Annotated in this window: 26 protein-coding genes and 1 tRNA gene; 16 read left to right on the forward strand and 11 right to left on the reverse strand. The window is 64.8% G+C overall.

Annotated features, from left to right (window positions below):
- Window positions 1-1,845 (forward strand): DNA ligase D (gene ligD, locus V3H18_RS13260; protein WP_332082548.1); only part of this gene is annotated, 1,845 nt, incomplete at its 5' end.
- 128 nt (window positions 1,846-1,973) lie between these two features.
- Here the strand turns inward: ligD and V3H18_RS13265 are convergent.
- Window positions 1,974-2,687 carry a carbonic anhydrase gene (locus V3H18_RS13265; protein ID WP_332082549.1) on the reverse strand — a complete coding sequence of 238 codons (714 nt, stop codon included), beginning with the start codon at window positions 2,685-2,687 and terminating at the stop codon, window positions 1,974-1,976.
- A 342-nt stretch (window positions 2,688-3,029) separates the two neighbouring features.
- Between V3H18_RS13265 and V3H18_RS13270 the strand changes: the two genes are divergently transcribed.
- Complete coding sequence (locus V3H18_RS13270) at window positions 3,030-3,239, forward strand: hypothetical protein (RefSeq protein WP_332082550.1); 210 nt, start codon at window positions 3,030-3,032, stop codon at window positions 3,237-3,239.
- 378 nt (window positions 3,240-3,617) lie between these two features.
- On the opposite strand, the gene V3H18_RS13275 is transcribed toward V3H18_RS13270, so the two are convergent.
- Together V3H18_RS13275 and V3H18_RS13280 are read right to left on the reverse strand one after the other, a co-directional pair.
- Window positions 3,618-3,693: transfer RNA gene (locus V3H18_RS13275), tRNA-Ala, on the reverse strand.
- 170 nt (window positions 3,694-3,863) lie between these two features.
- Window positions 3,864-4,238, reverse strand: a complete 375-nt coding sequence (locus tag V3H18_RS13280; protein ID WP_332082551.1) for a response regulator — start codon at window positions 4,236-4,238, stop codon at window positions 3,864-3,866.
- A 38-nt stretch (window positions 4,239-4,276) separates the two neighbouring features.
- Between V3H18_RS13280 and V3H18_RS13285 the strand changes: the two genes are divergently transcribed.
- Complete coding sequence (locus V3H18_RS13285; RefSeq protein WP_332082552.1) at window positions 4,277-4,597, forward strand: DUF3572 domain-containing protein; 321 nt, start codon at window positions 4,277-4,279, stop codon at window positions 4,595-4,597.
- A gap of 49 nt (window positions 4,598-4,646) precedes the next feature.
- Here the strand turns inward: V3H18_RS13285 and V3H18_RS13290 are convergent, their stop codons facing one another.
- Complete coding sequence (locus tag V3H18_RS13290) at window positions 4,647-5,054, reverse strand: GlcG/HbpS family heme-binding protein (RefSeq protein WP_332082553.1); 408 nt, start codon at window positions 5,052-5,054, stop codon at window positions 4,647-4,649.
- A gap of 311 nt (window positions 5,055-5,365) precedes the next feature.
- Here V3H18_RS13290 and V3H18_RS13295 point away from each other — a divergent pair, with 311 nt between their 5' ends.
- Genes V3H18_RS13295 through V3H18_RS13310 form a run of 4 tightly spaced genes read left to right on the forward strand, consistent with a single transcriptional unit; the run spans window position 5,366 to window position 9,713 of the window.
- Window positions 5,366-6,859: an FAD-linked oxidase C-terminal domain-containing protein gene (locus V3H18_RS13295; protein ID WP_332082554.1), complete on the forward strand. Its 1,494-nt coding sequence runs from the start codon at window positions 5,366-5,368 to the stop codon at window positions 6,857-6,859.
- 24 nt (window positions 6,860-6,883) lie between these two features.
- Entirely contained in the window at window positions 6,884-8,077 is a 1,194-nt protein-coding gene (gene glcE / locus V3H18_RS13300; protein ID WP_332082555.1) for a glycolate oxidase subunit GlcE, read from the forward strand.
- 5 nt (window positions 8,078-8,082) lie between these two features.
- Window positions 8,083-9,369, forward strand: a complete 1,287-nt coding sequence (gene glcF / locus V3H18_RS13305; RefSeq protein WP_332082556.1) for a glycolate oxidase subunit GlcF — start codon at window positions 8,083-8,085, stop codon at window positions 9,367-9,369.
- Window positions 9,370-9,404: 35 nt separating this feature from the next.
- On the forward strand, window positions 9,405-9,713 hold the full coding sequence (locus V3H18_RS13310) for a nucleotidyltransferase family protein (RefSeq protein WP_332082557.1): 309 nt from the start codon (window positions 9,405-9,407) through the stop codon (window positions 9,711-9,713).
- A gap of 191 nt (window positions 9,714-9,904) precedes the next feature.
- Here V3H18_RS13310 and trpS read toward each other — a convergent pair whose 3' ends face one another.
- From trpS to V3H18_RS13330, 4 genes are all read right to left on the reverse strand, one after another.
- Window positions 9,905-10,939: a tryptophan--tRNA ligase gene (trpS, locus tag V3H18_RS13315; RefSeq protein ID WP_332082558.1), complete on the reverse strand. Its 1,035-nt coding sequence runs from the start codon at window positions 10,937-10,939 to the stop codon at window positions 9,905-9,907.
- A gap of 218 nt (window positions 10,940-11,157) precedes the next feature.
- Window positions 11,158-12,462, reverse strand: coding sequence for an ATP-dependent protease ATPase subunit HslU (gene hslU / locus V3H18_RS13320; RefSeq protein WP_332082559.1), 1,305 nt, complete (start codon window positions 12,460-12,462; stop codon window positions 11,158-11,160).
- A gap of 84 nt (window positions 12,463-12,546) precedes the next feature.
- Window positions 12,547-13,110 (reverse strand): ATP-dependent protease subunit HslV, encoded by a 564-nt coding sequence (gene hslV, locus V3H18_RS13325; protein ID WP_332082560.1) that lies wholly within the window; start codon window positions 13,108-13,110, stop codon window positions 12,547-12,549.
- Window positions 13,111-13,214: 104 nt separating this feature from the next.
- A complete protein-coding gene (locus V3H18_RS13330) occupies window positions 13,215-13,889 on the reverse strand; it encodes a hypothetical protein (RefSeq protein ID WP_332082561.1) in 675 nt (224 codons plus the stop codon).
- 296 nt (window positions 13,890-14,185) lie between these two features.
- On the opposite strand from V3H18_RS13330, the gene hisB reads away from it, so the two are divergent.
- The 8 genes from hisB to V3H18_RS13370 are packed head-to-tail and all read left to right on the forward strand — an operon-like array spanning window position 14,186 to window position 20,289.
- Entirely contained in the window at window positions 14,186-14,782 is a 597-nt protein-coding gene (hisB, locus tag V3H18_RS13335) for an imidazoleglycerol-phosphate dehydratase HisB (protein WP_332082562.1), read from the forward strand.
- Between the two features lie 31 nt (window positions 14,783-14,813).
- Window positions 14,814-15,212, forward strand: a complete 399-nt coding sequence (locus tag V3H18_RS13340; protein WP_332082563.1) for a DUF2628 domain-containing protein — start codon at window positions 14,814-14,816, stop codon at window positions 15,210-15,212.
- A complete protein-coding gene (hisH, locus tag V3H18_RS13345; RefSeq protein WP_332082564.1) occupies window positions 15,209-15,859 on the forward strand; it encodes an imidazole glycerol phosphate synthase subunit HisH in 651 nt (216 codons plus the stop codon). The genes V3H18_RS13340 and hisH overlap by 4 nt, the downstream gene beginning before the upstream one ends.
- Window positions 15,856-16,605 (forward strand): 1-(5-phosphoribosyl)-5-[(5-phosphoribosylamino)methylideneamino]imidazole-4-carboxamide isomerase, encoded by a 750-nt coding sequence (hisA, locus tag V3H18_RS13350; protein ID WP_332082565.1) that lies wholly within the window; start codon window positions 15,856-15,858, stop codon window positions 16,603-16,605. Before hisH ends, hisA begins: the two co-directional genes overlap by 4 nt.
- Window positions 16,605-17,378 carry an imidazole glycerol phosphate synthase subunit HisF gene (hisF, locus tag V3H18_RS13355; protein ID WP_332082566.1) on the forward strand — a complete coding sequence of 258 codons (774 nt, stop codon included), beginning with the start codon at window positions 16,605-16,607 and terminating at the stop codon, window positions 17,376-17,378. The genes hisA and hisF overlap by 1 nt, the downstream gene beginning before the upstream one ends.
- On the forward strand, window positions 17,375-17,701 hold the full coding sequence (locus tag V3H18_RS13360; protein WP_332082567.1) for a phosphoribosyl-ATP diphosphatase: 327 nt from the start codon (window positions 17,375-17,377) through the stop codon (window positions 17,699-17,701). Before hisF ends, V3H18_RS13360 begins: the two co-directional genes overlap by 4 nt.
- Window positions 17,698-18,660 carry a type I pantothenate kinase gene (gene coaA / locus V3H18_RS13365; protein WP_332082568.1) on the forward strand — a complete coding sequence of 321 codons (963 nt, stop codon included), beginning with the start codon at window positions 17,698-17,700 and terminating at the stop codon, window positions 18,658-18,660. The genes V3H18_RS13360 and coaA overlap by 4 nt, the downstream gene beginning before the upstream one ends.
- A gap of 18 nt (window positions 18,661-18,678) precedes the next feature.
- Window positions 18,679-20,289 carry a Na+/H+ antiporter gene (locus V3H18_RS13370; protein WP_332082569.1) on the forward strand — a complete coding sequence of 537 codons (1,611 nt, stop codon included), beginning with the start codon at window positions 18,679-18,681 and terminating at the stop codon, window positions 20,287-20,289.
- A gap of 149 nt (window positions 20,290-20,438) precedes the next feature.
- Here V3H18_RS13370 and clpB read toward each other — a convergent pair whose 3' ends face one another.
- Window positions 20,439-23,066 (reverse strand): ATP-dependent chaperone ClpB, encoded by a 2,628-nt coding sequence (clpB, locus tag V3H18_RS13375; protein ID WP_332082570.1) that lies wholly within the window; start codon window positions 23,064-23,066, stop codon window positions 20,439-20,441.
- A gap of 205 nt (window positions 23,067-23,271) precedes the next feature.
- Between clpB and V3H18_RS13380 the strand changes: the two genes are divergently transcribed.
- On the forward strand, window positions 23,272-24,030 hold the full coding sequence (locus tag V3H18_RS13380; protein ID WP_332082571.1) for an MOSC domain-containing protein: 759 nt from the start codon (window positions 23,272-23,274) through the stop codon (window positions 24,028-24,030).
- A 69-nt stretch (window positions 24,031-24,099) separates the two neighbouring features.
- Here the strand turns inward: V3H18_RS13380 and V3H18_RS13385 are convergent, their stop codons facing one another.
- On the reverse strand, window positions 24,100-24,966 hold the full coding sequence (locus V3H18_RS13385) for a DUF4167 domain-containing protein (protein WP_332082572.1): 867 nt from the start codon (window positions 24,964-24,966) through the stop codon (window positions 24,100-24,102).
- A 509-nt stretch (window positions 24,967-25,475) separates the two neighbouring features.
- On the reverse strand, window positions 25,476-26,272 hold a 797-nt coding region (prmC, locus tag V3H18_RS13390; RefSeq protein ID WP_332082573.1), incomplete at its 5' end, for a peptide chain release factor N(5)-glutamine methyltransferase.

A 26,272-nucleotide genomic window follows, 5' to 3' on the forward strand; every position in this document is an offset into this window, starting at 1 on the left:
GCCTTCGTCAAGCCGCAGCTCTGCGAGACGGCGGCGCTGCCGCCGGCGAGCGACGGCTGGGCGTTCGAATTGAAATATGACGGCTACCGGCTGCTGATCGCCGTCGGCGCCGAAGGCGCGCGCATCTATACGCGCTCCGGGCTCGACTGGACGGCGCGCTTTCCCGCTCTGGCGCGCGCGGCCGCCGCGCTGCCCTGCGCCAATGCGCTTATCGACGGCGAGGCGGTCGTGCTCGACGCGCGCGGCCTTTCCGACTTCGCCGCGCTCGTCGCGGCGCTAGAGGCGGGCGACACGGCGCCTATCGACTTCCTCGCCTTCGACCTCCTCGTGCTGGACGAAGCGGATTTGCGCGAACAGCCGCTGCGCGCGCGTAAAGCGCTCCTGAAGAAACTGCTCGCGCGCGCTGACGGCGCCATTCGCTACGCCGATTTTATTGAGGGCGACGGCGCCGCCGTCTTCGCGGAGGCCACGCGCGCCGGCGCGGAGGGCGTCATCGCCAAACGCGCGGATGCGCCTTACCGCGGCGGACGTTCGTCCGACTGGCTGAAGGTGAAAAGCGATTTCCGCGAGGACGTGGCGATCATCGGCTATATGCCTTCGCTCAAAGGCGAAAGCTTCGCTTCGCTGCTCGCGGCGAAAGAAACGCCCGAGGGCTTTCGCTATGTCGGACGGGTGGGGACCGGCTATGATGTAAAGACTCGCCGCGTCCTCGCGCCATTGCTCGCGAAGCGCGGGGCGAAAAACGCGCCGCCCGAGATCGGCGCCGCGGAACGCTTGCCGAAGGGCGCCGTCTATCTTGCGACGCCTTTTGCCGCGGAAGTCCGCTTCGGCGGATGGACGAGCGACGCGCAGATGCGACAGGCCCGTTTCCTCGGCCATCGCGAGGACGCGCCGCCGCCAAAGACGCTGGGCCGCGCCGCCGCGCCCGCGCCAAGGCCGTCTCACGGCGCCGCCGAGCCAAAGTCGCCTGCGCGCGCGCCCACGCGGCTCGCGCCGATCACCAACGGCGACCGCGTCGTCTTCCCCGCCGACGGCGTGACCAAGGGCGATGTCGCCGCCTATTACGACGCCGTCGCGGCGCGTATGGCGCCCCATCTCGACGGACGCATCGTCAGTCTGTTGCGGGCGCCGGAAAATATCGAAGCCGAATTGTTTTTCCAGCGCCATCCGCTGAAAGGCATGGCCAAGGGCGTGATCCCCGTCGAGATCGACGGCAAATCTTATTTTTCGCTCGAGGGCGCGGTCGGACTGCACACCGCCGCCCAGTTCGGCGCGATCGAGCTGCATGGCTGGATGGCGCGGCGCGACGAACCTGAGCGCCCGGACCGCATGGTCTTCGATCTCGATCCGGCCGAAGACCTGCCTTTCGACGCAGTTCGTCAGGCGGCGCTCGATCTGCGCGACAATTTGAGCGACATCGGGCTTCGCGCCTGGCCGCTGCTGACGGGCGGCAAAGGCGTACATCTCGTGCTGCCGCTCGACCGCTCGCTCGGCTGGGACGACACCGAGACCTTCGCGGCGGGATTCGCGCGGGGCCTCGCCCGCCAGACTCCGGAGCGCTTCGTGGCGACGATGAGCAAGAGATTGCGGCAAGGCCGCATTTTCATCGACTGGCTGCGCAATAAGAAAAGCGCGACGGCGATCCTGCCCTGGTCGCTGCGCGCGCGGCCCGGCGCGCCGGCGGCGACGCCCGTCTCATGGAAAAGATTTTCGAAACTCGACCGCGCCAACGCCTTCGACATCCGTAGCGCCCTGCGCGTCGCGGACGAATGGGAGGATTTTTTTCAAACGCGCCAGACGATTCCATCCGGCGCGCTCGCCTATATGCGCAAGGCCAAGGCGTGAGGCCGAGCGAACAAAAAACGACAAGAGGATTCCGCCCAAATGGCGCGCGCTCTCACGCGTTCTGACCGGCTGGCCAGGGAAAGCGTCAGGGAGCGCGGAACGCCTCAGCGCGCCTGACGCCGACGCGCTCATACCCGGTCGCGTCCATCCACCAGAACCTCAATCTTCCCCGTCTCTATTCGATAGAGCCAGCCATGAATTCTTGGCAGCAGGCCTTTCGCGTGCATGTTCTTGATCATCGCCAAACTGCGCAAATGCTTGATCTGCAATTTGACATTCTCGCCGGCCAGCAATTCGAGTTTTTGCTCTCGGCTAAGATTCCTTTCTGCGGCGATCCTGTCCACTGTCTCTTTCGCCCCGGACGCGATACAGAGCCAGTCCGCGATGTAATTTTCATGCACGCCGTCTTCGATCGCGGCGATGCCGCCGCAGCCCGTGTGCCCGCAGACGATGATATCCTCGATCTTAAGATATTCCACGGCATATTCGATGATCGAGGCGACATTCACATCGTTGAAGGCGACAATGTTCGCCACATTTCGATGCACGAACATGGTGCCCGGCTTCGAGCCGGTAATGACGTCCTCGCTGACGCGCGAGTCGGAGCAGCCGATCCACAAAGCTTTCGGGGATTGGCGCTTGGCGAGCTCATGATAATAGGCCGGATGACGCTCAAATTCCTCGGCAACGAATTGATCATTGCCGTTGAGCAACTGATCGATGGTCGACTTCTCTGTCATTGAGCTTGAGCCTCTTGATCGCGTCAGACGGGGGCTACTATGCCAGAGATGCAAGTTTCCGCCACGGCCGGGGAGTGGATGGATGGCGGCGCTGCGCGCCAATCGAGCCGCGTCGGCGATTTGGCTTCGGGCGGCGCGCCAATGAGGCCCTGAGGGCGTGAAGCTCGGCCGAGGAGAGGTGCTGCCTAAAATGGCCGCATATTGCGCTAAGATCGGACAGAAGGCGGGAAAACAAAAAGCCCCCTGGCCGGGTCCGAGCGGGTCATAGTGTCGACAAACTGGGAGATTATCAGAAATTTCAATCGGATCCACTGCGCGCGGAGTTATTGAGTAGACTTGGTCGAATATGAATGCTTACATTGGAAGGTTTTTCGGCTGATCTGAGCGCGTTCCGGAGGGGGCGTCCCCGGAAGCGCGCCGTGCAAATGATTAGGAGTCGCGACCATGCAGTTCGATCTAACAATCGAGTGTAAAACAAAAGCTTTCGGCGACGATCACCTGTCTCGCAGCATAGAGCTCGCGAATATCCTGACATCCGCCGTCGCCGAACTGGTGGACGAAGGCCTGCTGCCGGGCGCAACCATTTGCTTGCGCGACGCACACGGCGAAACCATCGGCAAGGCTTGTCTGCATAGCGCAGAGCCACGCTGCTAAGCTGAAACAGCCGCGCCAAATTATTCCGGCTCGATCCGTCCCGGATCGGCGTCGGCGCCCCCGATTTATTGACGCGTCGCGAAACGATGCGTTCCTGCACAACGTCTTCCGCTGGCGGATGCGGCGGCATGCGCGAGGCCTCAACGCATTGGGACAAGCGCATCGCCGCCCGCCGCCGCCGAATGACGTAAATCGCCTCGTCGCGATATTCCGCGTGGCTGGCCGATCGAGTCGGCGAGCCAGTGAAGCTTAGTCAATGCCGCGTCATGCGAGAGTGAATTTTGACCGACGCAAGCTGCAGGCGTCTGTGGCGACACGGCGGCCGCGCCTTCGCCAACGCAAGCCGTTCCGGCTGCTTTATTAAGATACTGTTTTTATTGGTGGAGCCAGACGGAATCGAACCGACGACCTCTTCAATGCCATTGAAGCGCTCTCCCAACTGAGCTATGGCCCCGCCGTGTTTATCGGCCTCTTGGGGAGGTCCGGGCGGCTCTCGCCGCCGCGCGTTGTATAGTTCAGCGGCGCCTGGCCCGCAAGCCCGGCGCGCGCCTCTAGGCCCAGCGGCCGGCGCCAGCTTGCAGCGGGCGGAATCGAGCGAAAACGCCCCCTCCGCGCGGCGAGGTCCTAACCCTTTTCCGCGAGGAAGGCGTTCACCGTCTCCAGAAACTTCGCCACCGAGATCGGCTTGGACAAATAGGCTTCGCAGCCGCCAGCAAGGATTTTTTCCTCGTCGCCCTTCATCGCGAAGGCGGTGATGGCCACGACCGGTATGCGGCGCAGCTCTGCGTCTTGCTTGAGCCAGCGGGTGACTTCGAGGCCGCTGACCTCGGGCAATTGAATATCCATGAGGATGAGATCGGGTCGATGGTCTCGGGCGAGCGTCATCGCCTCGACGCCGCTCTTGGTGCGCAATGTCGAATAGCCGTTCGCCTCCAACAGATCGTTGAAGAGCTTCATGTTGAGTTCGTTATCCTCTACGATGAGGACGGTTTTCGTCATGGCGCGCGACCCGTTAAGCCATGGGCTGACGATCTAACATGCGAAGATTAATGAAACGCGGCAAGAATATTCACAATAATAAGGATAGGCAGGCGCCGGACGCCGCCGGCGCGATGGCTATTCTCGCGCTCGCCTTCCTCGCCGAGGACGAAGCGCGCGTCGAACGGTTTCTCAGCCTGACGGGCGTGGAGCCGGGCGACGTGCGCGCAAGGCTCGGCGATCCCGCCTTTCAACTCGCCGTGCTGGACCATCTCGCCGGCGACGAGTCTCTGCTCCTCGCTTTCGCGCAGGCGCGGTCCCTCTCGCCGGCCGAAATAGACGGCGCCCGCCGCGCCCTGGGCGGCGGCGAGGAGGCATGAAGCGGCGCAGGTTCCTTCGCTCAGCGACGAAGCGCCCCACGCTGTTTGATCACGTATCGGCGAGCGCCTGCGCGCCGGCCCGCGCCACCTGTCCGTCCTGAAAGGACTGAACGCCGGAAACCCCGATCGCGCCGACGATCTCGCCGCGATAGACGAGCGGCTCGCCGCCTTCGACCGGGGTGATATGCGGCAGGCTCAGCATGGCGACGCGCCCGCCGGCGATGATTTCTTCGAGCGTCTTGGTCGGACGGCGAAACAGCGCCGCCGCGCGCGCCTTGTGCTGCGCGATATCGCTCGACGCCGGCTGCGTTCCGTCGATCCGCTCGAGATAGACAAGCGTCCCGCCGTCGTCGACGATGGCGATGACGACGCTCCAGCCATTGCTCCGCGCTTCCTGCGCGGCGGCCGCCGCGATGCGCTTGGCGTCGTCGAGCGACAGTTCGAATTTCGTCCGCATGGTTGCTCACTTTTTCCGGCATTTTCTGGCGCCGCTTGCGCCCGATCCGCGGCTCGACTACAGCATTTCGCGCTAGAGCGCGCTGCGAAAAAGTGGAATCCGGTTTTTCGCGTCAAGCGCGCTCTAAGCTTTTGGAATCGATCACGTCATCTGTGTTTAGGCGATTCCGCCTAAACGCAGCGTGATCTCGCGCGCGAGCCGCCGCGCCGACAAAGAAAATGAGATAGGATCGGCGCTGTCTGGAATTCGCCAGTCTCGCCTTCGCGCCAAGAAAGCCGGGGCGAAGACTCTCCGCGTGGAGGCGCGGACATATGACGCTCATCATGCCGGCGCCCGAGCCGGAGATCATGGCGCGGCGCGACGAATTGATCGCGCGTCTTCGCGCCATCCTGTCTCCAGGCGGCCTCATCGTCGACGAAGTCGCGCGCCGCGCTTATGAATGCGACGCCTTCACCATGTATCGCGCATTGCCGCTCGTCGTCGCGCTGCCGGAGACGGTCGAGGAGGTTTGCGCTGTCATGGCGCTCGCCGCCGAAATGGATGTGAAGATCGTGCCGCGCGGCGCCGGCACCTCGCTGTCCGGCGGCTCCATGCCGCTCGAAGACGGCATTCTTCTCGGCATGTCGAAATTTAATCGCATTCTTGAAATCGATTATGAGAACCGCTGCGCCCGCGTCGAGCCCGGCGTGCAGAATCTCGCCATCTCGAAAGCGGTCGAGGCGGAAGGCTTTTATTACGCGCCGGATCCTTCTTCGCAGATCGCCTGTTCGATCGGCGGCAATGTCGCGGAAAACGCCGGCGGCGTGCATTGCCTGAAATATGGCCTGACGACGAATAATATTCTTGGACTGAATGTCGCGCTGATGGGCGGCGAGCTTGTCAGGCTCGGCGGCAAGCATCTCGACAGCGAAGCCTATGACCTCCTCGGATTGATGACGGGGTCGGAAGGCCTGCTCGGCGTCGTCACCGAAGTGACGGTGCGCATCCTGCAAAAGCCCTCCACGGCGCGCGGCCTGCTGCTCGGCTTCGCCAGTGTCGCGGAAGGCGCGCGCTGCGTTGGCGCCATCATCGCCCATGGCGTCATCCCCGGCGGCTTGGAGATGATGGACAAGGCGACCGTTCACGCCGTCGAGCGCTTTCAGCCTTGCGGCTATCCGCTCGACGCCGAAGCGCTCGTCATCGTCGAACTCGACGGCACGCAGGCGGAAGTCGATCATCTCGTCGCGGTCGTCGAGGACATCGCCCGCGCGGAAGGCGCGACCACGCTGCGCGTCTCGACCAGCGAAGCGGAACGCTTGCAATTCTGGGCCGGACGCAAGAACGCCTTTCCGGCTGTGAGCTGCATCGCGCCCGACTATCTTTGCATGGACGGCACGATTCCGCGGGGACGTCTGCCCGACGCCCTCGCCGGCATGGACAAACTCGCCAAGCAATATGGGCTCGGCGTCGCCAATGTTTTCCACGCCGGCGACGGCAATCTGCATCCGCTCATTCTCTACGACGCCTCGAAGGAAGGCGATGTCGAGCGCGCCGAGAAGCTCGGCTTCGACATATTGCGTCTGTGCGTGTCGCTTGGCGGCGTGCTGACGGGCGAGCATGGCGTCGGCGTCGAGAAGCGCGACCTGATGGGAGAGATGTTCAGCGAGGTCGATCTTAATCAGCAGATGCGCGTCAAATGCGCTTTCGACCCGGCGGGGCGGCTCAATCCCGGCAAGGTGTTTCCGACGCTGCATCGCTGCGCCGAATTTGGGATGATGCATGTCTCGGGCGGCGCCATGCGCTTTCCCGATCTGCCGAGATTTTGAACCTTGGACGCCAGCGCGACGATAGTGGAGATTCGCGACGCGCCCGACGCCATGGAGGCTTTGCGCGCGGCGAACGCGCAAGACGCGTCTTGCGCGATTGTCGGCGCCGGCTCCAAGGCGCGCCTCGGACGGCATGCGCCGCAAGCGCGACTGCTTTCGACGCGCGCGCTATCGGGCGTGACGCTCTACGAGCCCGATGAACTCGTGCTCTCGGCGCGCGCCGGCACGCCGCTTATCGAAATCGAAGCGCTCATCGCGGCGCAAGGACAGCGGCTCGCCTTCGAGCCGATGGATCATGCGCCGCTGCTTGGCGGCGCGCCGCGCCGCGCGACGGTCGGCGGCATGATCGCCGTGAACGCCTCGGGGCCGCGCCGCATCAAGGCCGGCGCCGCGCGCGACCATCTGCTCGGCTTTCGCTGCGTCACCGGGCGCGGCGAGGAAGTGAAATCCGGCGGGCGCGTGATGAAGAATGTCACCGGCTATGATCTTTCGAAACTCGTCTGCGGCTCCTTCGGGACGCTGGCGCTGCTCACCGAAGTGACGCTCAAAGTTCTCCCAAGGCCTGAGACGGAGGAGACGCTGCTCGCCATCGGCCTTAGCGAAGCGGAAAGTCTCTCGCTGCTGCGCCGCGCGAGCGCGACCCCTTGCGAAGTCTGCTCGCTCACCCTGCTGCCGCCGGGCGCCGCGCTTGGGCTCGATGCCCATGCGGCGGCCTTGCGTCTCGAAGGGCCGGAGATTTCCGTCGCGGCGCGCCGCGACGATCTGATCGCGCGCTTTTCGAAGTCCGGCGCGCGCTTTGAAATATTGAAGGCTACGGAGTCTGCCGCGCTCTGGGCGCGGCTGCGCGACGCCGTTCCTGTCGCGGAACATGCGGGACAGGTCTGGCGCCTCTCCGTCGCGCCGACCGACGGCTTTTCCGTCGTCGAGCGCATTCGCCGCGCCGGCGCGCCGCTTCTCGCGCATTTCTACGATTGGGCGGGCGGGTTGATCTGGCTCTGTCTCGCGTCAGCGCCAGATGCTCATGCCGCGATCATTCGCGAAGCCGTAGACGCCCACGGCGGCCATGCGACGCTCATTCGCGCCGATGAGGAGACGCGCGCGACTATCGAGGTTTTCCATCCGCAGCCGGCGCCGCTCGCGGCGCTGACGCGGCGCGTCAAGGAAAGTTTCGATCCTTTGCATGTGCTGGAGCGCGGCCGCATGCGCGCGGAGTTTTAAGGGCCATGCAGACGCATTTTTCGTTGCGCGCGCTCGCCGACCCGCAGATGGCGGAAGCGGAGAAGATTTTGCGCGCCTGCGTGCATTGCGGCTTCTGCAACGCCACATGCCCCACCTATCTTATCACCGGCGACGAGCTCGACAGTCCGCGCGGGCGCCTCTATCTCGTCAAGGAAATGTTCGAGAAGGAGCGAGCGGCCGATGCGCTGACCACGCGCCACATCGACCGCTGTCTTTCCTGTCTCTCCTGCATGACGACCTGTCCGTCGGGCGTGCATTACATGCATCTCGTCGATCATGCGCGCGCGCATATCGAAAAGACTTTCGCGCGGCCGCTCGCCGAGCGCCTCCAGCGCGCGGCGCTCGCCTTTATTCTCACGCGCCCGAGCCTGTTCCGCCTCCTGCTGCGCGCGGCGCCTTTGGCGCGCGTCTTCGCGCCGCTTCTGCCGCGCCGCTTCGCCGCGCCGCTCGCTCTGGCGCCATCGAGGCTTCAGGCGCCCTCAAATGTCGACCGGCCGCAAGTCTTTGCCGCGCAAGGCGCGCGTAAAATGCGCGTCGCCTTGCTTAATGGCTGCGTCCAGACGGTCCTCGATACGGCGATCAATGAAGCGACGATCAGGCTGTTGACGCGCTTTGGCGCCGAAGTCGTCGTCGCGCCGGGCGCCGGCTGTTGCGGCGCGCTGCCGCATCATTTGGGGAGAGAAGAGGAATCGCTTCGCTTCGCCCGCGCTAATATCGACGCCTGGTCGAAGGAAATCGCCGCACGCGGCCTCGATTATATCGTTATCAACGCCTCGGGCTGCGGAACCAGCGTGAAGGATTACGGCTTCATGTTCCGCGACGACGCTGCGCTTGCGCAAAAGGCGGCGCATATTTCGTCGATTGCGCGCGACGTGACCGAACTTGTGGAAGCACTCGGATTTGCGCCGACAGGCGATGCGCCTCGGCTCCGCGTCGCCTATCATTCCGCCTGCTCCCTGCAGCATGGGCAGAAGATCACGCGCGAGCCCGTTGAACTTCTCGTCCGCGCCGGTTTCGAGGTCGTCGCCGTTCCAGAGGGGCATATCTGCTGCGGATCGGCGGGAGCCTATAATCTGCTTCAGCCGGAAATGGCTGAAGAATTGCGCGCGCGAAAGATCGCCAATATTGACAGCGTCGCGCCGGAAGTCATCGCCGCCGGCAATATCGGCTGCATGGTCCAAATCCGCGCCGGCGCGGGCGTTCCCGTCGTCCATACGGCCGAATTGCTCGATTGGGCGAGCGGCGGCCCCAAGCCTGGCGCGCTCGCTTAAGGAAATCTGCTATAGTCCTTTGGAAGAGGGATGAAATGCCGCTACTCGACACATTGCTGGAAAAACGCGCCGATCTGCTTCGCGCGGCCAGCCGTCATGGCGCGTCGAATCTTAGGCTTTTCGGATCGGTAGCGAGAAGAACTGAAACGCCTTCGAGCGACGTCGATATATTGATTGATCTCGCCGAGGATCGAGGCTTCGCGGAATTTCTGGCGCTTGCGGAAGAGCTTGAGGCATTGATCGGTCGGAAAGTCGACCTCGTCACGTCACGAGGGGTCAGTCCCTATCTCAAGCCGCTCATAGAGAAAGAAATGTTCTTACTCAAAGCTGACGGCTGCCGTTGAAGAACGAACAATACCACTTCTGACGTAACCGCCCGCATGTCATTCCCGACGCTTCGCGTGAGCGAAGCGATCGGGAATCCAGAGGTAGGCCAGCATTCAAAGGATTGATTCTGGATTCCCCGTCGGACCTTCGGTCCGCCGGGAATGACACGTCATGTGAACTGATTTACCGGGGTCCGTATAATCCGCGTCTATCGCAAAAAGCCGACGATGTCCTTCACCGCGTCCATATTCACGCGGGCGATCGCGCGGGCGCGCTCCGAGCCCTCGCGCAAGACGCCGTCGATATAGCTTTCGTCCGCCCGGATGCGGCGCATCTCGGCGGTGATCGGCGAGAGCTTCTCGACTGCAAGCTCCACCAGGGCGCCCTTGAAGGTCGAGAAATTGGCGCCGCCGAAATCCCGCAACACGTCGATTTTCGCGCGTCCCGAAAGCGCCGCGAAAATGCCGACGAGATTTTCCGCCTCCGGCCGGCCTTCGAGACCTTTCTCCTCGGAGGGCAGGGCCTCGGGATCGGTCTTGGCCTTCTTCACTTTCTGCGCGATCTGGTCGGCGTCGTCCGAGAGATTGATGCGCGAATAGTCGGAGGCGTCGGATTTCGACATTTTCTTCGTGCCGTCGCGCAGGCTCATGACGCGCGTCGCCGGGCCGGAGATCAGCGGCTCGGGCAGGGGGAAGAAGGCGTCGCCATAGCCATTGCGCGCGATCGATTCCGAGAAGTCATTGTTGAACTTCTGCGCAATATCGCGCGAAAGCTCCAGATGCTGCTTCTGGTCGTCGCCGACCGGCACATGCGTCGCGCGATAGATGAGAATATCGGCGGCCATCAGCACCGGATAGTCGAGCAGGCCCATGGAGGCGTTCTCGCGGTCCTTGCCGGCCTTGTCCTTGAATTGCGTCATGCGGTTGAGCCAGCCGATGCGCGCGACGCAATTCAACACCCAGGCGAGTTCGGCGTGCTCCGCCACCTGGCTCTGGTTGAAGATGATGTTCTTCTTGGGATCGATGCCGCAGGCGATGAAGGCGGCGGCGATCTCGCGCGTATTCGCCTTGAGCGCGATCGGGTCCTGCGGCACGGTGATCGCGTGCAGATCGACGACGCAATAGAGGCAGTCGAAGCTCTTCTGCAATTCGACGAATTTGACGATGGCGCCGAGATAATTGCCGAGATGCAGATTGCCGGTCGATTGCACGCCCGAGAAGACGCGCTGGAGAAAGCTGGACATGGGATGGGCCGAAGGTTGAACCGCTTGGCCGGTCTTATGGCGAGAAGCGGGGGCTGAGGCAAGCTTGCTGTTGGCGAGATAGAATTTGTCTAACGCCCCGGCCCCTCATCTCACTTCTCCCCGCAAGCGGGGAGAAGGGACGTTAGGCGTTGCGCCGAAGACCCCTCTCCCCGCTTGCGGGGAGAGGTAAGGTGAGGGGCTTGGGTGAGTTGCGCTCACTACAAAATAAACCGGCTCAGATCCCTGTTCTTCGCCAGATCGCCGATATGCTCCTCGACATAGTCGCCGTCGATGACGATTTTGTCGCCCGCGCGGTCGGAGGCCGCGAAGCTGATCTCGTCGAGCACGCGCTCCATCACCGTCTGCAGGCGCCGCGCGCCGATATTCTCGACGGAAGTGTTCACCTGCACGGCGACCTTGGCGATGGCGTCGACCGCCGACGGCGCGAATTCGAGCGTCACGCCTTCCGTGCCCATCAGCGCCGAATATTGCTTGGTGAGGCAGGCTTCCGTCTCCGTGAGAATGCGGCGGAAATCCTCTTCATTGAGCGAGGCGAGCTCGACGCGGATCGGCAGGCGCCCCTGCAATTCCGGCAGGAGGTCCGAAGGTTTGGCGACATGAAAGGCGCCCGAGGCGATGAACAGCACATGGTCGGTCTTCACCGATCCGTGCTTCGTCGCGACCGTCGTGCCTTCAATCAGCGGCAAGAGGTCGCGCTGCACGCCTTCGCGCGAAACATCGGCGCCGCCGCGCCCCTCGCGCGCGCAAATCTTGTCCATCTCGTCGATGAAGACGATGCCGTTGTTCTCAACTTCGTGGATCGCCTCGCGGACGCTCGCCTCCTGATCGATCAGCTTGTCGCTTTCCTCGGCGACGAGCGGTCCCTGCGCCTCCTTGACGGTGAGCTTGCGCGGCTTGCCGCGCTGCATCGCCTTGCCGAAAATATCGCCGAGCGAAAAGGCGGAGACGCTCGCGCCGGGCATGTTCGGCAGTTCGAACATTGGCATCGACGGCCCGGATTGCGCGAGTTCGATCTCGATTTCCTTATCGTCGATTTCGCCGTTGCGCAGGCGTCGGCGAAAGCTTTCGCGCGTCGCGGGAGACGATCCCGGCCCGACGAGCGCGTCGAGCGTGCGCTCCTCGGCGGCCTGCTCGGCGCGCGCCTGCACGTCTTTGCGGCGACGCTCCTTCACCATGACGAGCGCGACTTCGATGAGATCGCGCACGATCTGCTCGACGTCGCGGCCGACATAGCCGACCTCGGTGAATTTCGTCGCTTCGACCTTCAGAAAGGGCGCATTGGCGAGGCGCGCGAGACGGCGCGCGATCTCGGTCTTGCCGCAGCCCGTCGGGCCGATCATCAATATGTTCTTCGGCAGCACCTCTTCGCGCATCTGGCCTTCGAGCTGCAATCTGCGCCAGCGGTTGCGCAGCGCGATGGCGACGGCGCGCTTGGCGTCATTTTGCCCGACGATATAGCGGTCCAGTTCGGAAACGATCTCGCGCGGCGAGAAGTCGGCCATGGTCAGTTCCTTCGGCAGTGGGCAGTCGGCAATCGGCATTTGGCGGCATGTCATCCGACTGCCGATTGCCCATTGCCAACTGCCCTAAATCTTCTCCACCACCACATTCTGGTTGGTGTAGACGCAGATTTCGGCGGCGATGCCCATGGCGCGGCGCGCGATCGTCTCCGCGTCGAGCGACGAATCGAGGAGCGCGCGGCCGGCCGCGAGCGCGTAATTGCCGCCGGAGCCGATCGCCGCGACGGCGCCTTGCTCGGTGCCTTCCGGCTCCAGCACATCGCCGGAGCCCGTGAGCACGAGGCCGACATTTTTGTCGGCGACGAGCATCATCGCCTCCAGCCGGCGCAGATAGCGGTCCATGCGCCAGTCCTTGGCGAGTTCGACGCAGGCGCGCATGAGTTGGCCGGGATATTGTTCGAGCTTCGTCTCGAGGCGCTCGAAAAGCGTGAAGGCGTCCGCCGTCGCGCCGGCGAAGCCGGCGATCACGTCGCCCTTGCCGAGCCGACGCACTTTCCTGGCGTTGCCCTTCATGATGGTCTGGCCGAGGCTCACCTGTCCGTCGCCGGCGATGACGGTTTCTCCCGCTTTCTTCACGAGAATGATCGTCGTCGCATGCATCGACGCCGGTCGGTTCTGTTCGCTGTCCATTCGCCTCATCCAGCCAGAGATGTGCAGCCGATGTAAGGTTCGGCGCGGATTTGAGCAAGGGCAAGGCGGTTATGCCCCAAGCCGGTTCGCGTTTGCTTCGAAAGTCATTCGCGCGCGGCGTCGGCGCGCGGCGGGGGAAAATCCAGCACGTCGCGCGTATAGGTCTCATGCACTTCCGAAAAGGGACGGCGGTCGCGCGCATAAAGGACCGCCGTATGCTCGAAGAGCTCATGTGGAATGGCGAGCGCGCCGCTCGCCTTGCCCTGCGAGTCGGCGGCGGACAGCTCCCAGCCCTCGGGCAAGGGCGACCAGCGCATTTTCATCTCGATGGTGCGGCGGAACGGCTGAAGCGGGGCGACCGCCTTGCCGAAGGGCGTTTCGGTCGCCTCCAGCGCGCGGTTCATCTCCTCGGAAAGACGCCCGGGCACGTACCAATTATCCGCCTCGGAGAGCACATGATCGCCGCAGGCGAGTTGCACGCGCCGATATTTCACCTTTTCCTCGGCGCCGACGTCGAGCCGCTGGCGCGTCTCCTCGCTCGGCTCCTTCTCGATTCCGGCGACTCGGCGCGCGACGATTTTAGGCTCCGCCGCCATTTTATGGTCGGCGCACCATTTTTCTAGCGTCGCCGTCGCGCTGCGGCTCGCGAGCAGCGAGGCGTTCAGCGTTTGAAGGAGCGCCAGCGCCTCGATGCGCGACACAAAGCCGTCCCGCCAGGGCTCGGCGGCCGCCGGAACGGAAATCAACGCGGCGATGACAAGAATGCATTTCTCGCGCATGGTTTCGAGCCTCCTTGCGGCGGCTGCGCCGCGGTCCAGTTTCTCGCAAGCCGTCAGCCGTCGCGATGGCTATTGCCGTGGTTGCGCTCAGTCGGGAAACCAGCGCGAAAATATGGACCATTATTTGGTCTCATGCGGCCAATATTCCTAACCGCGCGACGCGAGTTGGCGCGCATCTCGCTTCTCCTTATGGCTGAAACGGCTCGGGTGGCGTATCCAAGACGAAATTGCTACAAGCTGGCCGCTCGCGGCCGGAGTCGCCGGCGCCGCCGGCAGGGCCCAAGAAAAGGCGGGAAATGCGTAGCGCGACCATCGAGCGCAACACCAAGGAAACCCAGATTTCCGTCGCCGTCGACCTCGACGGGGCCGGCCGCTCGGACATATCGACAGGGGTCGGCTTTTTCGACCATATGCTCGACCAGATCGCGCGCCATGCGCCGCTGGACCTTACGGTGCTCGCCAAGGGCGACCTGCATATCGACGGCCATCATACGGTGGAGGATGTGGGAATCGCCATCGGCCAGGCGGTGGATCGCGCGCTCGGCGACCGCAAGGGCATCGCCCGCTATGGCGACGCTCATGTGCCGCTCGACGAGGCGCTGACCCGCGTCGTCGTCGACGTATCGGGCCGTCCTTTCCTCGTCTACGAGGTCGCCTTTCCGGCGCAGTTGATCGGCGGCTTCGACACCGAGCTGATGCGCGAATTCTTCCAGGCCTTTTCGGTTCACGCCCGCGTCGGCCTGCACATAGAGAATCTGCGCGGCGTCAACAGCCATCATATCGCCGAGAGCGCCTTCAAGGGCTTCGCTCGGGCGCTGGGCAAGGCGGTCGCCATCGATCCGCGCCGGGCCCAGGGCGAGGCGCCTTCCACCAAGGGAACGCTCACCGCCTGAGAAGGCGCGGGGCGACGACGAGGGACGGCCGATGGCTCTGTTCACCATTCATTTTCCGCCCGTCGCGGCGGGCCAGCGCCCGCCGGCGGAGAAGATCGTGTTTATCCGCGACGGCTTCTCCTGGCCGGCGTTCTTTCTCGGCCCCATTTGGCTTGCCTGGCGGCGCGCCTGGCTCGCCGCCGCTTTATGGACGCTGCTGCTTGTCGCGATCGCGCTGATCGCCTGGAAGCTGCGCATTTCGCGCGACGCGCTGTCCTGGCTGACGCTGGCGCTCGGCGTCTGGTTCGGTTTCGAGGGCGGACGCGTCGTCGCCTGGAATCTGGCGCGGCGCGGCTATGTCGAAGGCGACCTCGTCGTCGGCGAGGACGCGGAGGAGGCCGAGGCGGTCTTCTTCAATCGCTGGCCGGCCCCCGGGGAGCCTCGCCCTTGACGACGGCGATCATCGACTATGGGTCGGGCAATCTTCACTCCGCCTTGAAAGCCTTTGAGCGCGCCGCGCGCGAATCGGGCGTGGGCGGCGAGATTCGCGTCACCAGCGACCCGCAAGCCGTGCGCGCCGCCGAGCGCATCGTGCTGCCGGGCGTCGGCGCCTTCGCCGACTGCCGGCGCGGCCTGATGGCGATCGACGGGCTTTATTCGTCGCTGGAGGAGGCGGTCGTCGCGCGCGGCCGGCCGTTCCTTGGGATTTGCGTCGGCATGCAGCTCATGGCGGCGCGGGGGCTCGAACATGGCGAGACGCCGGGGCTCGGCTGGATCGCGGGCGACGTCGCGGCGATCGAGCCCGCCGCTCCCGCGCTCAAAATCCCGCATATGGGCTGGAACACGCTGACGCTGACGCGCGCGCATCCGCTCTTTTCCGGCGTCCCGACGGGCGAGGCGGGGCTCCACGCCTATTTCGTCCACTCCTTCCAACTGACGCCGGCGGCGCCGGAGCATGTGCTGGCGACGGCCGATTATGGCGCGCCGCTCACCGCCGCGGTCGCGCGCGACAATCTCGTCGGCGTGCAGTTTCATCCCGAAAAAAGCCAGAGGCTCGGCCTGGCGCTGATCGGCAATTTCCTGAGGTGGACTCCGTGATCCTGTTTCCCGCGATCGATTTGAAGGAGGGCCAGTGCGTGCGCCTCGCCCAGGGGGACATGGACCGCGCCACCGTCTTCAACGACGATCCCGCCGAGCAGGCGCGCGCCTTCGAGCGGCAGGGCTTCGAATATCTGCATGTCGTCGATCTCGACGGCGCCTTCGCCGGCGCGCCGCGCAACGCTTCGGCCGTCGAAGCCATACTCGCGGCGCTGACGATCCCCGTGCAGCTTGGCGGCGGCATTCGCGACATGCGCACGCTCTCCCGCTGGCTGGAAAAGGGCGTCGCCCGCGTCATCATCGGCACGGCGGCGGTCAAGGATCCCTCCTTCGTGCATGAGGCGGCGCGGCTCTATCCCGGCCGCATCGCGGTGGGGATCGACGCCAAGAATGGTTTCGTCGCGGTCGACGGCTGGGCGCGGGCGACGCGCATGTCGGCGCTCGATCTTGGGCGCAGTTTCGAGGACGCGGGCGTCAGCGCGATCATCTACACCGACATTTCGCGCGACGGCGTGCTCACCGGCCTCAATATCGAGGCGACGCTCGCGCTCGCCAACGCCCTGACCATTCCCGTCATCGCTTCGGGCGGCCTCGCTTCGCTCGCCGATGTCGAGCGCCTGCTGCAGCCCGATTGCGCGCGGCTCGCCGGCGCCATCACCGGCCGCGCGCTCTATGACGGGCGGCTCGATCCGGCGCAGGCGCTGGCGATGATCAACAGCGCGCGCGCCGCGCTCGGGAGCGCCTGATGCTCAAGGCCCGCGTCATTCCCTGCCTCGACGTGAAGGAGGGCCGCGTCGTCAAGGGCGTCAATTTCGTCGATCTGCGCGACGCCGGCGATCCGGTCGAATGCGCCATCGCCTATGACGCCGCCGGCGCCGATGAACTCTGCTTTCTCGACATCACCGCGAGCCACGAGAATCGCGGCATTCTGCTCGATGTCGTGCAACGCACGGCGGAAGCCTGTTTCATGCCGCTGACGGTCGGCGGCGGCGTGCGCACGCTGGACGACATCCGCAATCTGCTGCTTGCCGGCGCCGACAAGGTCTCGATCAATTCCGCCGCCGTCGCCAATCGCCAATTCGTGCGCGAGGCGGCCGAGAAATTCGGCGCGCAATGCATCGTCGTCGCGATCGACGCCAAGCGCGCGGGCGCGCGCTGGGAAATCTTCACCCATGGCGGGCGCCGCCCGACCGGGATCGACGCCGTGGATTACGCCCGCGAAGTCGTCGACCTCGGCGCCGGCGAAATCCTGCTCACCTCAATGGACCGCGACGGCACGAAAAGCGGCTTCGACATCGCGCTGACCCGCGCCGTCGCCGACGCCGTGCGCGCGCCGGTCATCGCCTCGGGCGGCGTCGGAACGCTCGATCATCTTATCGCCGGGATTCGCGAAGGCCATGCGAGCGCCGTGCTCGCCGCCTCGATCTTTCACTTCGGCGAATATTCCATTCCGCAGGCGAAGCTGCATATGGCGGCGGCGGGGCTGCCGATGCGACTCGACGGTCTGGAGGCGGCATGACGGATTTCACGCTCGACGATCTCGCCGCGCTCATCAAATCGCGGCGCAAGGATAATGCGTCGACCTCCTATACGAAGAGTCTCTTCGACGCGGGCGCGCCGCGCATCGCCAAGAAATTCGGCGAAGAGGCGGTGGAGACGATCATCGCCGCGCTGGACGGCGACAGAAGCGCGCTTATCAATGAGGCGGCGGATACGCTCTATCATCTTCTTGTCATGCTCGAGGCGCGCGATGTCTCGCTGACAGAGGTCTTGCGAGAGCTGGAGCGGCGCACGCAACAATCGGGACTCGCCGAGAAGGCGTCTCGCGGAGCCAACGGATGACGGCGGCGGAAATCATGGGCTATGGCGAGGCGCTGTCGCCCTATCGGCATTTCACCCGCGCCGAATGGGCGAAGCTGCGCGCCGATACGCCCTTGACGCTGACGCTCGACGACCTCACGCGGCTTAAATCGCTCAACGATCCGATCTCGCTCGAGGAAGTGGTCGAAATCTATCTGCCGCTGTCGCGCCTGCTCGCGCTTTACGTCGCGGCGACGCAGGGCCTCTTCAAGGCGACGCAGCGGTTTCTGGGCGCCGAGGACGGCAAGGTGCCCTATATCATCGGCGTCGCGGGCTCGGTCGCCGTCGGCAAATCCACGACGGCGCGCGTGCTGCGCGCGCTGCTGTCGCGCTGGACCAATACGCCGAAGGTGGAGCTCATTACGACCGACGGCTTTCTTCTGCCCAATAAGGTCCTCGAAGCCGAAGGGCTGATGGACAAGAAGGGCTTTCCCGAAAGTTACGACAACAGAGCGCTCTTGCGCTTTCTCTCCGACGTGAAGGCGGGGCGGCGCAATGTCTGCGCGCCGGTTTATTCGCATATGACCTATGACGTGGTGGAGGGCGAGGCGACCTGCATCGACCGTCCCGACATTCTCATCGTCGAAGGCGTCAATGTGCTGCTCGCGCCGCGGCCGCGCGCCGGCCGCGAGATTCCCTTCGTCTCAGACTTTTTCGATTTCTCCGTCTATCTCGACGCGCCGGAGGACGTGCTGGAGACGTGGTATGTCGCGCGCTTCCGGCGCCTGCAACAGACCGCCTTCCGCGATCCGCTGTCCTATTTCCGCCTCTACGCCGATCTCGACGAGGAAGAGACGATGCGCGTCGCGAAAGACATATGGCGGCGCATCAACCTCGAAAATCTGCATCAGAATATCGCGCCGACGCGCCCGCGCGCGAGCCTGATCCTGACGAAAGGCGCCGATCATCGCATCGAGGAAGTGGCGCTGCGCAAATTGTAGGCTTGAAAGGGTGAGCGCATGATCACGGCTCTGGAGACGCTCGTCTTTCTTCTTGCCGTGGTGGCGGCCGTCGCCTTCGTCGCCTCGCGTCTCGGCCTCGCTTCGCCCATCCTGCTCGTCGCGGCGGGCGTCGTAATCGCGCTGGCGCCGGGCGTGCCGCCGCTGGTGATCGAGCCCGAATTCATCCTGCTCCTCGTTTTGCCGCCGGTGATCTACACCTCGGCGGTCGCCATGAGCTGGCGGGAGTTCCAATTCAATCTGCGGCCGATCCTTTTGCTCGCGATCGGCTGCGTCGTCTTCACGACCATCGCCGTTTCGGCGGCGACGAATTGGCTGCTTGGCTGGCCCTGGGCGGTTGGCTTCGTGCTCGGGGCGATCGTCTCGCCGCCCGACGCCCTCGCGCCGCTCGCCATCGCGCGCCGCATGCAACTGCCGAGGCGCATCCTCGTCATTTTGGAGGGCGAAGGCCTCGCCAATGACGCGACGGCCCTGGTTCTTTATCGCTTCGCGGTGGCGGCGGTCAGCGTCGGCTCCTTTTCCCTGGCGCAGGCGGGAGAAACCTTCACGATCATCATCGTTTCGGAGATTGTGTGGGGCGTCGGCGTCGGCTGGACGATGTTGCGGCTGCGTCGCTTCATGCGCGATCCGCGCATCGAAATCACGCTGTCGCTGGTCACGCCGTTCCTCGCCTATTGGCCGCCCGAACATCTCGGGGGCTCGGGCGTCATCGCGACCGTGACGGCGGGCCTCTATATCAGCTGGAACGGCCCCCGGCTGATCAGCGCCGCGACGCGTCTGCAAGGCGTGTTCTTCTGGGACTTCTTCATCTATCTGATCGAAGGCCTCGTCTTTCTCTTCACCGGCCTGCAGGCGCAGGCGCTTCTCGCGCGGATCCAAAACCACTCGCTTTACGATCTGGCGGTCTCGGCGGCGCTCGTGTCGCTCGTCGTGATCGGGGCGCGCTTCGTCTGGATTTTTCCGCTCACCTATCTGCCGCGTTGGCTCGTCCCTCCGCTCGCGCGACGGCGCCCGGCGCCGCCCTGGCAATGGTCCTTCATCACTTCCTTTACCGGCGTGCGCGGAATCGTGTCGCTCGCCGCCGCGCTGGCGATTCCGATCGCGACGGCGCGCGGCGAGCCCTTTCCCTATCGCGACGCCATCTTCTTCCTCGCCTTCTGCGTCGTGATGGTCACGCTCGTCTTCCAGGGCGCGATGTTGCCCTGGGTCATTCGCAAGCTCGGGCTCGCCAAAGCCGGCATGGAGGAGCGTCTTCTCGACCGCGCGGAGGAAATTCAGGCGCGCCGGCTCGCCATCGATGCGTCAAGCGCGCGGCTGGCGGCCTTGGTCGAAGAACGGGAAGTGCCGGAAGAAGCGACGCTGTCGTTTCAGGCGCAACAGGACTATTTCCTGTCGCGCATCCGCATGAAATGCGACATCGAGGAAGAACGCCGGGCGCTCACCCAGCTTCACGACGAGATTGAATTGGAGCTCATCGCCGCGGAGCGCGACGCGATCAATGGCATGTTGCGCGAGGGCGCGCTCAAGGACGAGGCCCGCCGCCGCATCGAGCGCGAACTCGATCTGCGCGAGGCGGATGTGCTGAACCGGCGGAATGAGCGGCTGGGGTAGGACGCCATTTCCGGCTGAATGCTCAGATGTCATTCCCGACGGGCGCTTCGCGCGATCGGGAATCCAGAGCCGTAATTTGAATCTGTAGGATTTGCGCTGGATTCCCGGTCAGGCCTTCGGCCTGCCGGGAATGACAATGCGCGGTTTCGTTACGCGTTCCCCACCGTTTTGAGCAGCGGCCGCATCTGCGCCTGCGGATGCGCGGGCTTGCCGTCGATGAGCAGCCCCGTCGCGTCCGCCGAGACCTTGACGATCGCGCCGTCCACGATCTCGCCCGCGAGCAGCCGTTCGGCGAGCGCGTCCTGCAATTCCTTCTGCATCACGCGCTTCAACGGCCTTGCGCCATAGGTCGGGTCGTAGCCCTTGGCCGCGAGCCAGTCGCGCGCCTTGGCGTCCGGCTCCAAAGTGATCTTGCGGTCCTCCAGAAGCTTTGCGAGCCGCTTGAACTGAATATCGACGATCGCGCCCATGTCCTCGCGCTGCAGGCGGTTGAACAGAATGATCTCGTCGATCCGGTTCAGGAACTCCGGCCGGAAATGTCCGCGCACCACCTGCATCACTTCATCGTGAACGGCGGAGGAATCCTCGCCCTCCTTCTGCATGACGAGGAATTCGGAGCCGAGATTCGAGGTCATGATGATGAGCGTGTTCTTGAAGTCGACCGTGCGCCCCTGGCCGTCCGTCAGGCGCCCATCGTCGAGCACCTGCAGCAGCACGTTGAACACGTCCGGATGCGCCTTCTCGATCTCGTCGAAGAGCACGACCTGATAGGGCCGCCGGCGCACGGCCTCGGTCAGCGCGCCGCCTTCCTCATAGCCGACATAGCCCGGGGGCGCGCCGATCAGCCGCGCCACGGAGTGCTTCTCCATATATTCCGACATGTCGAGCCGCACCATCGCGGTCTCGTCGTCGAAGAGAAAAGCCGCCAGCGCCTTGGTCAGCTCCGTCTTGCCGACGCCCGTGGGGCCAAGGAAGATGAAGCTGCCGATCGGCCGGTTCGGGTCCTGCAGGCCGGCGCGCGCGCGGCGCACCGCGGTCGAGACGGCGATGACCGCGTCATGCTGGCCGACGACGCGCTTGGCGAGCTCCTCCTCCATATGGAGAAGCTTCTCGCGTTCGCCTTCGAGCATTTTGTCGACCGGCACGCCCGTCCAGCGCGAGACGACCTGCGCCACGTCATTCGCCGTCACCACTTCGTCGACGAGCGTGTCGCTCGCGGATTCGGTCTCCGTGAGTTTCTTTTCGAGATCGGGGATCACGCCATAGGCGAGTTCGCCGGCGCGCTGATATTCGCCGCGCCGCTGCGCCTGCGCGAGTTCGTTGCGCGCAGTCTCCAACTGCTCCTTGAGCTTCTGGGCGCTGCCGAGCTTGTCCTTTTCAGCGCGCCAGCGCGCGGTGAGCGCCGAAGATTTCTCCTCGAGATCGGCAAGCTCCCCTTCGAGCTTCGAGAGCCGGTCCTTCGAGGCCGCGTCGGTCTCCTTCTTTAAGGCCTCCTGCTCGATCTTGAGCTGAATAATGCGGCGATCGAGCTCGTCGAGCTCCTCGGGCTTCGAGTCGATCTGCATGCGCAGGCGCGACGAGGCTTCGTCAACAAGGTCGATCGCCTTGTCGGGGAGGAAGCGATCGGAGATATAGCGGTTCGACAAAGTTGCCGCGGCGACGATGGCCGAGTCCGAAATGCGCACGCCGTGATGCAGCTCGTATTTTTCCTTCAAGCCGCGCAGGATCGAGATCGTGTCCTCGACCGTCGGCTCGTCGACGAAAACCGGCTGGAAGCGCCGCGCCAGCGCCGCGTCCTTCTCGACATGTTTGCGATATTCGTCGAGCGTCGTCGCGCCGACGCAATGCAATTCGCCGCGCGCGAGCGCCGGCTTTAAGAGGTTAGAGGCGTCCATCGCGCCGTCCGCCTTGCCGGCGCCGACGAGCGTGTGCATCTCGTCGATGAACAGGATGACGCTGCCTTCCGCGGCGGTGACTTCGTTCAGCACCGCCTTCAGCCGCTCCTCGAATTCGCCGCGATATTTCGCGCCCGCGATGAGCGCGCCCATGTCGAGCGCGAGCAGCTTTTTATCCTGCAGCGACTCCGGCACGTCGCCATTGACGATGCGCAGCGCGAGGCCTTCGACGATCGCCGTCTTGCCGACGCCGGGTTCGCCGATCAGCACGGGATTGTTCTTGGTGCGGCGCGACAGCACCTGGATGGTGCGGCGGATCTCCTCGTCGCGGCCGATGACGGGATCGAGCTTGCCCTCCCGCGCCGCCTCGGTGAGGTCGCGGGCGTATTTCTTCAGCGCGTCATAGGCGTTTTCGGCGGAAGCCGAATCCGCCGTGCGGCCCTTGCGCAAATCTTCGATCGCGGCGTTGAGCGTCTGCGGCGTCACGCCCGCGTCCTGGAGGATGCGCGCGGCTTCCGAATCCTTCTCCATGGCCAGCGCCAGCAGCAGGCGCTCGACGGTGACATAGGAGTCGCCCGCCTTTTGCGCGATCTTTTCGGCGTTGTCGAAGAGCCGCGCCGTCGCCGGCGCGAGATAAAGCTGACCCGCGCCCGAACCGCCGACTTTCGGCAGTTTGGCGAGCGCGGCTTCGGTCTTGGCCAGGGCCTCGCGCGAGCGCCCGCCGGCGCGGTCGATGAGGCCGGCGGAGAGGCCCTGGTCGTCGTCGAGCAGGACCTTCAGAATATGTTCTGGCGTAAACTGCTGATGCCCCTCGCGCGTCGCGAGAGACTGCGCCGACTGGACGAAGCCGCGCGCGCGTTCAGTGTATTTGTCGAAGTTCATTCAACGCCCCTCTTTGACCGTGAGGCGGCCCTTAGAAAGCGGCGCGCCTCGCGTCTTTGATAAATTTGGTCCCTTGCGGCGACCCTCCTGGTCGATATGGGATGTCGCTTGGGGATGAAAAGAGGGCCTGCCGCCGTGAGCGTCACCTTTTCGATTTCCCTCGCCTAGACGTATTGTCGCAGCGCTTTTTCCGGCCGGAGCCCCCATGCGCGTCGCCTCTCTCTATCGCTATCCGGTCAAGGGCCTGTCGCCCGAAAAGCTCGACGCCGCTACATTGGAGGCGGACGGCTATTTTCCGGGCGACCGGCTCTTCGCCCTGGAGAATGGCCCCTCGGGCTTCGATCCGGCCGCGCCGGTCCATCAGCCCAAGATCAAATTTCTGATGCTGATGCGCAACGGCGCGCTGGCGGGACTCTCGACGCGCTATGACGAGGCCGAGGAGACGCTCGCCATCGCTCAGGAGGGGCGCGAGGTTGCGCGGGGCGATCTTCGCGGAAAGAGCGGGCGCGCGGCGATCGAAGCCTTTCTGACGGGCTTTTTGGGCGACGAGATTCGCGGCCCGGTGCGGCTGCTCGCGGCGCCGGAGGGCTTTCGTTTCACCGATTCGAAGTCGGGCTTCGTCTCGCTGGTCAATCTCGCGAGCGTCGCGGCGATCGGGCAGGCGCAAAAGGCCGTCGTCGATCCACTGCGCTTTCGCGCCAATCTTTACATCGACGGCCTGGCGTCCTGGGAAGAAGCGGCGTGGCCGGGCCGGACGCTCGCCATCGGCGGCGCGCGGCTTGAAATCCTCAAAATGACGGACCGCTGCGCGGCGACGGGAGTCGAGCCGGGGACCGGACGACGCGACATGGATCTGGTGCAGACGCTACGGCTGAACTTCGGCCATATCGACTGCGGCGTCTATGCGCGTGTGGTCCGGGGCGGCCGCGTTGCGACAGGCGACGCGATCAGCTTCGTCGATTAGAGCGTTTTCCGCCGAAGCGGAGGCCGGTTCGGCTTAGAAAATGCGTCGATTCAGAAACTCAAGCGCGACTCAGTAGCGATCCGGCTCCAGCGGCAGTTCGCCGACCGGCGAGGAGTCTTCGTCGCGCGGCGCGCCGCCCGCCTCGTCCAGCGGCGGACGCGGACGTCGGCGCCGGCGCGAGCTCAAATGATAGTTCACGCCGCCCTCATGCTCGCGAGGCGCGCGATCGGCCTCGACCATACCCTCCGGCGGCTGGCCGTCGCTGGGGACGGGGCGGACCGGCGCGGTGATGAAGGACGGCAGCGCGGCTGGCCCGGGCTCGCCTTCGATCGCGCCCGGCTCGGGACGCGGCGCGAAGCGGCGCGGCTCGCGGTTTCTGTCATAGCCCTGATGGCGCGGCCGCTCGCCGCCATCGCGGTTGAAATTCTGCCGTTCCGGGCGCTGCGGGCGCTCATGACGTTCTTGGCGTTCCGGGCGCTCGCCGCCGATCGGACGTTCCTCGAAGGGTTGCGGCAGGGGCTGGGGCGGCGCGAAATGCGGCTGCGGCTGCGGCGCGAAGGGCGCCTGCGGCGGCAGTTGCGGCTGGTAGGCCGACGGCGGCAGGCGCTCGGAAAGCGGCGCGAAACGGTCGGGGAGGGGCGCGAAATCGTCGTCGTCGTCCACGTCGGCTTCCGGCGCGTCCAGTTGCGTCCGGGCGTAGCCATTGACCTGCTGCTGTTGCTGCGCGGCGGCGATGAGCCGGAAATAATGTTCAGCGTGCTGCAGCAGGCTCTCGGCCATGATCGTGTCGCCGGAAGACTGCGCATCGCGCGCAAGTTGGAGATATTTCTCGGCGATGTGCTGGGCTGTGCCGCGAATCTTTACGTCGGGGCCGTTCGACTCATAGGACCGCGTGAGCGGGTTGGGGCCCTTGCGGCCGCTGCTGCGTCCGCGCATTCTCTTATTTTGGCCTGGTCTCATCAAACTCCCCAAAATGTTGGCGCCCTTGGCTTGCGCCGTTCCGCCTAACGTCGCTGCTTGTTCCACGCGCGCGCCGCCATGGCGAAAACGGATCGGCGGCGATGGCGATCCATGCATGACGGCGAAGCTTTGACGCGGCGGCGCTTTCCTTGAAGGAAATGCGCTCAAGCGCGCGTCGATCGTCCCCTCATCGGCCCAATGGCCCCACAAGTCCTTAAGCGCCTCATCCCCTCGTGGCGCAAAACCGCATAGCGTCGTTCTCGCGCGTCAGAAGCCGCCGCGACAATCGAATTGGCGTCAGTCCGCCATCATCCTATCAGTTTCGACGCTGTTCCTGGCCGGTCGTTTCCAGGCTTCCCTTCGCGAAGCGGGGAGCCGAAGCGTTTCGAGTCTTTCTCTTAACTCGTCTGCTCAGATCGGCTGGACTTGGGTTGACTATAGTGGAGGGGGCGCCCCCCAACAAGGCCGCCCGCAGCGGACTGACCCTAAAAATAGGGTACTGTAGCCAATATGTCACGTCCACGCCCGGCGAGGCGGGCCGCCACGACGCGCTCATGTCCGCCCGCATCGCGCCCCACGCCTTCGATCCTGAACCCCTGCGCCCCGAGCAGCGCGGCGACGCCGACGGCCTGGTCGTAGCCCACCTCGAAGGCGGCGAGCCCGTCATCGGCGAGGAGACGCGGCAGATCGGCGAAAATCTCGCGGTAGCGGTCCAGGCCGTCGGCTCCGCCGTCGAGCGCGAGCGCGGGATCGTAGAGGCGAACTTCCGGCTCCAGTCCGGCGATGTCTTCATTGCGCACATAGGGCGGATTGGAGACGACGATGTCGAAACGCGCGTCGAGCGCCTCCGCCCAACGGCCGCGCAGCACCCGGGCGCGCTCGGAAAGGCCGCAATGGGCGAGATTGCGCGCCGCCGCCGCGCAGGCTTGCGCCGAGAGGTCGACGGCGACGGCCCGCGCCGCCGGCATTTCGCTCAAAAGCGCGCAAACGATCGCGCCGGAGCCCGCGCCGAGATCGAGAATCGACAGCGGCTCCTCGCGCCTCTCGCCAATGAAGCGCAAGACCGTCTCGACCAGCGTTTCGGTGTCCGGCCTCGGGTCGAGCACGCCCGGCGCGACGATGAGATCGAGCGTCCAGAAGCCGCGTTCGCCCAGGATGCGCGACACGGGCTCGCGCGCGGCGCGGCGGGCGGCGTAATGCGAGAGAATTTCCGCTTCTTTCGCGGAGAGCGGCGCGCGCGGCGACATGGCGAGCTCCAGCCGCGTCAGGCCCGCCGCCGCGC

Origin of the sequence: Methylocystis borbori, assembly GCF_036576025.1 — a bacterium.
Classification (GTDB): Bacteria; Pseudomonadota; Alphaproteobacteria; order Rhizobiales; family Beijerinckiaceae; genus Methylocystis; species Methylocystis borbori.

Bases quoted from the DNA above. Each gene is read 5' to 3' on its own strand.
- V3H18_RS13270 (WP_332082550.1), top strand. From the start codon at position 3,030: ATGCAGTTCGATCTAACAATCGAGTGTAAAACAAAAGCTTTCGGCGAC.
- V3H18_RS13280 (WP_332082551.1), bottom strand. From the start codon at position 4,238: ATGACGAAAACCGTCCTCATCGTAGAGGATAACGAACTCAACATGAAG.
- V3H18_RS13285 (WP_332082552.1), top strand. From the start codon at position 4,277: ATGCGAAGATTAATGAAACGCGGCAAGAATATTCACAATAATAAGGAT.
- V3H18_RS13290 (WP_332082553.1), bottom strand. From the start codon at position 5,054: ATGCGGACGAAATTCGAACTGTCGCTCGACGACGCCAAGCGCATCGCG.
- V3H18_RS13295 (WP_332082554.1), top strand. From the start codon at position 5,366: ATGACGCTCATCATGCCGGCGCCCGAGCCGGAGATCATGGCGCGGCGC.
- glcF (WP_332082556.1), top strand. From the start codon at position 8,083: ATGCAGACGCATTTTTCGTTGCGCGCGCTCGCCGACCCGCAGATGGCG.
- V3H18_RS13310 (WP_332082557.1), top strand. From the start codon at position 9,405: ATGCCGCTACTCGACACATTGCTGGAAAAACGCGCCGATCTGCTTCGC.
- trpS (WP_332082558.1), bottom strand. From the start codon at position 10,939: ATGTCCAGCTTTCTCCAGCGCGTCTTCTCGGGCGTGCAATCGACCGGC.
- hslU (WP_332082559.1), bottom strand. From the start codon at position 12,462: ATGGCCGACTTCTCGCCGCGCGAGATCGTTTCCGAACTGGACCGCTAT.
- hslV (WP_332082560.1), bottom strand. From the start codon at position 13,110: ATGGACAGCGAACAGAACCGACCGGCGTCGATGCATGCGACGACGATC.
- V3H18_RS13330 (WP_332082561.1), bottom strand. From the start codon at position 13,889: ATGCGCGAGAAATGCATTCTTGTCATCGCCGCGTTGATTTCCGTTCCG.
- hisB (WP_332082562.1), top strand. From the start codon at position 14,186: ATGCGTAGCGCGACCATCGAGCGCAACACCAAGGAAACCCAGATTTCC.
- V3H18_RS13340 (WP_332082563.1), top strand. From the start codon at position 14,814: ATGGCTCTGTTCACCATTCATTTTCCGCCCGTCGCGGCGGGCCAGCGC.
- hisF (WP_332082566.1), top strand. From the start codon at position 16,605: ATGCTCAAGGCCCGCGTCATTCCCTGCCTCGACGTGAAGGAGGGCCGC.
- V3H18_RS13360 (WP_332082567.1), top strand. From the start codon at position 17,375: ATGACGGATTTCACGCTCGACGATCTCGCCGCGCTCATCAAATCGCGG.
- coaA (WP_332082568.1), top strand. From the start codon at position 17,698: ATGACGGCGGCGGAAATCATGGGCTATGGCGAGGCGCTGTCGCCCTAT.
- V3H18_RS13370 (WP_332082569.1), top strand. From the start codon at position 18,679: ATGATCACGGCTCTGGAGACGCTCGTCTTTCTTCTTGCCGTGGTGGCG.
- clpB (WP_332082570.1), bottom strand. From the start codon at position 23,066: ATGAACTTCGACAAATACACTGAACGCGCGCGCGGCTTCGTCCAGTCG.
- V3H18_RS13380 (WP_332082571.1), top strand. From the start codon at position 23,272: ATGCGCGTCGCCTCTCTCTATCGCTATCCGGTCAAGGGCCTGTCGCCC.
- V3H18_RS13385 (WP_332082572.1), bottom strand. From the start codon at position 24,966: ATGCGCGGACGCAGCAGCGGCCGCAAGGGCCCCAACCCGCTCACGCGG.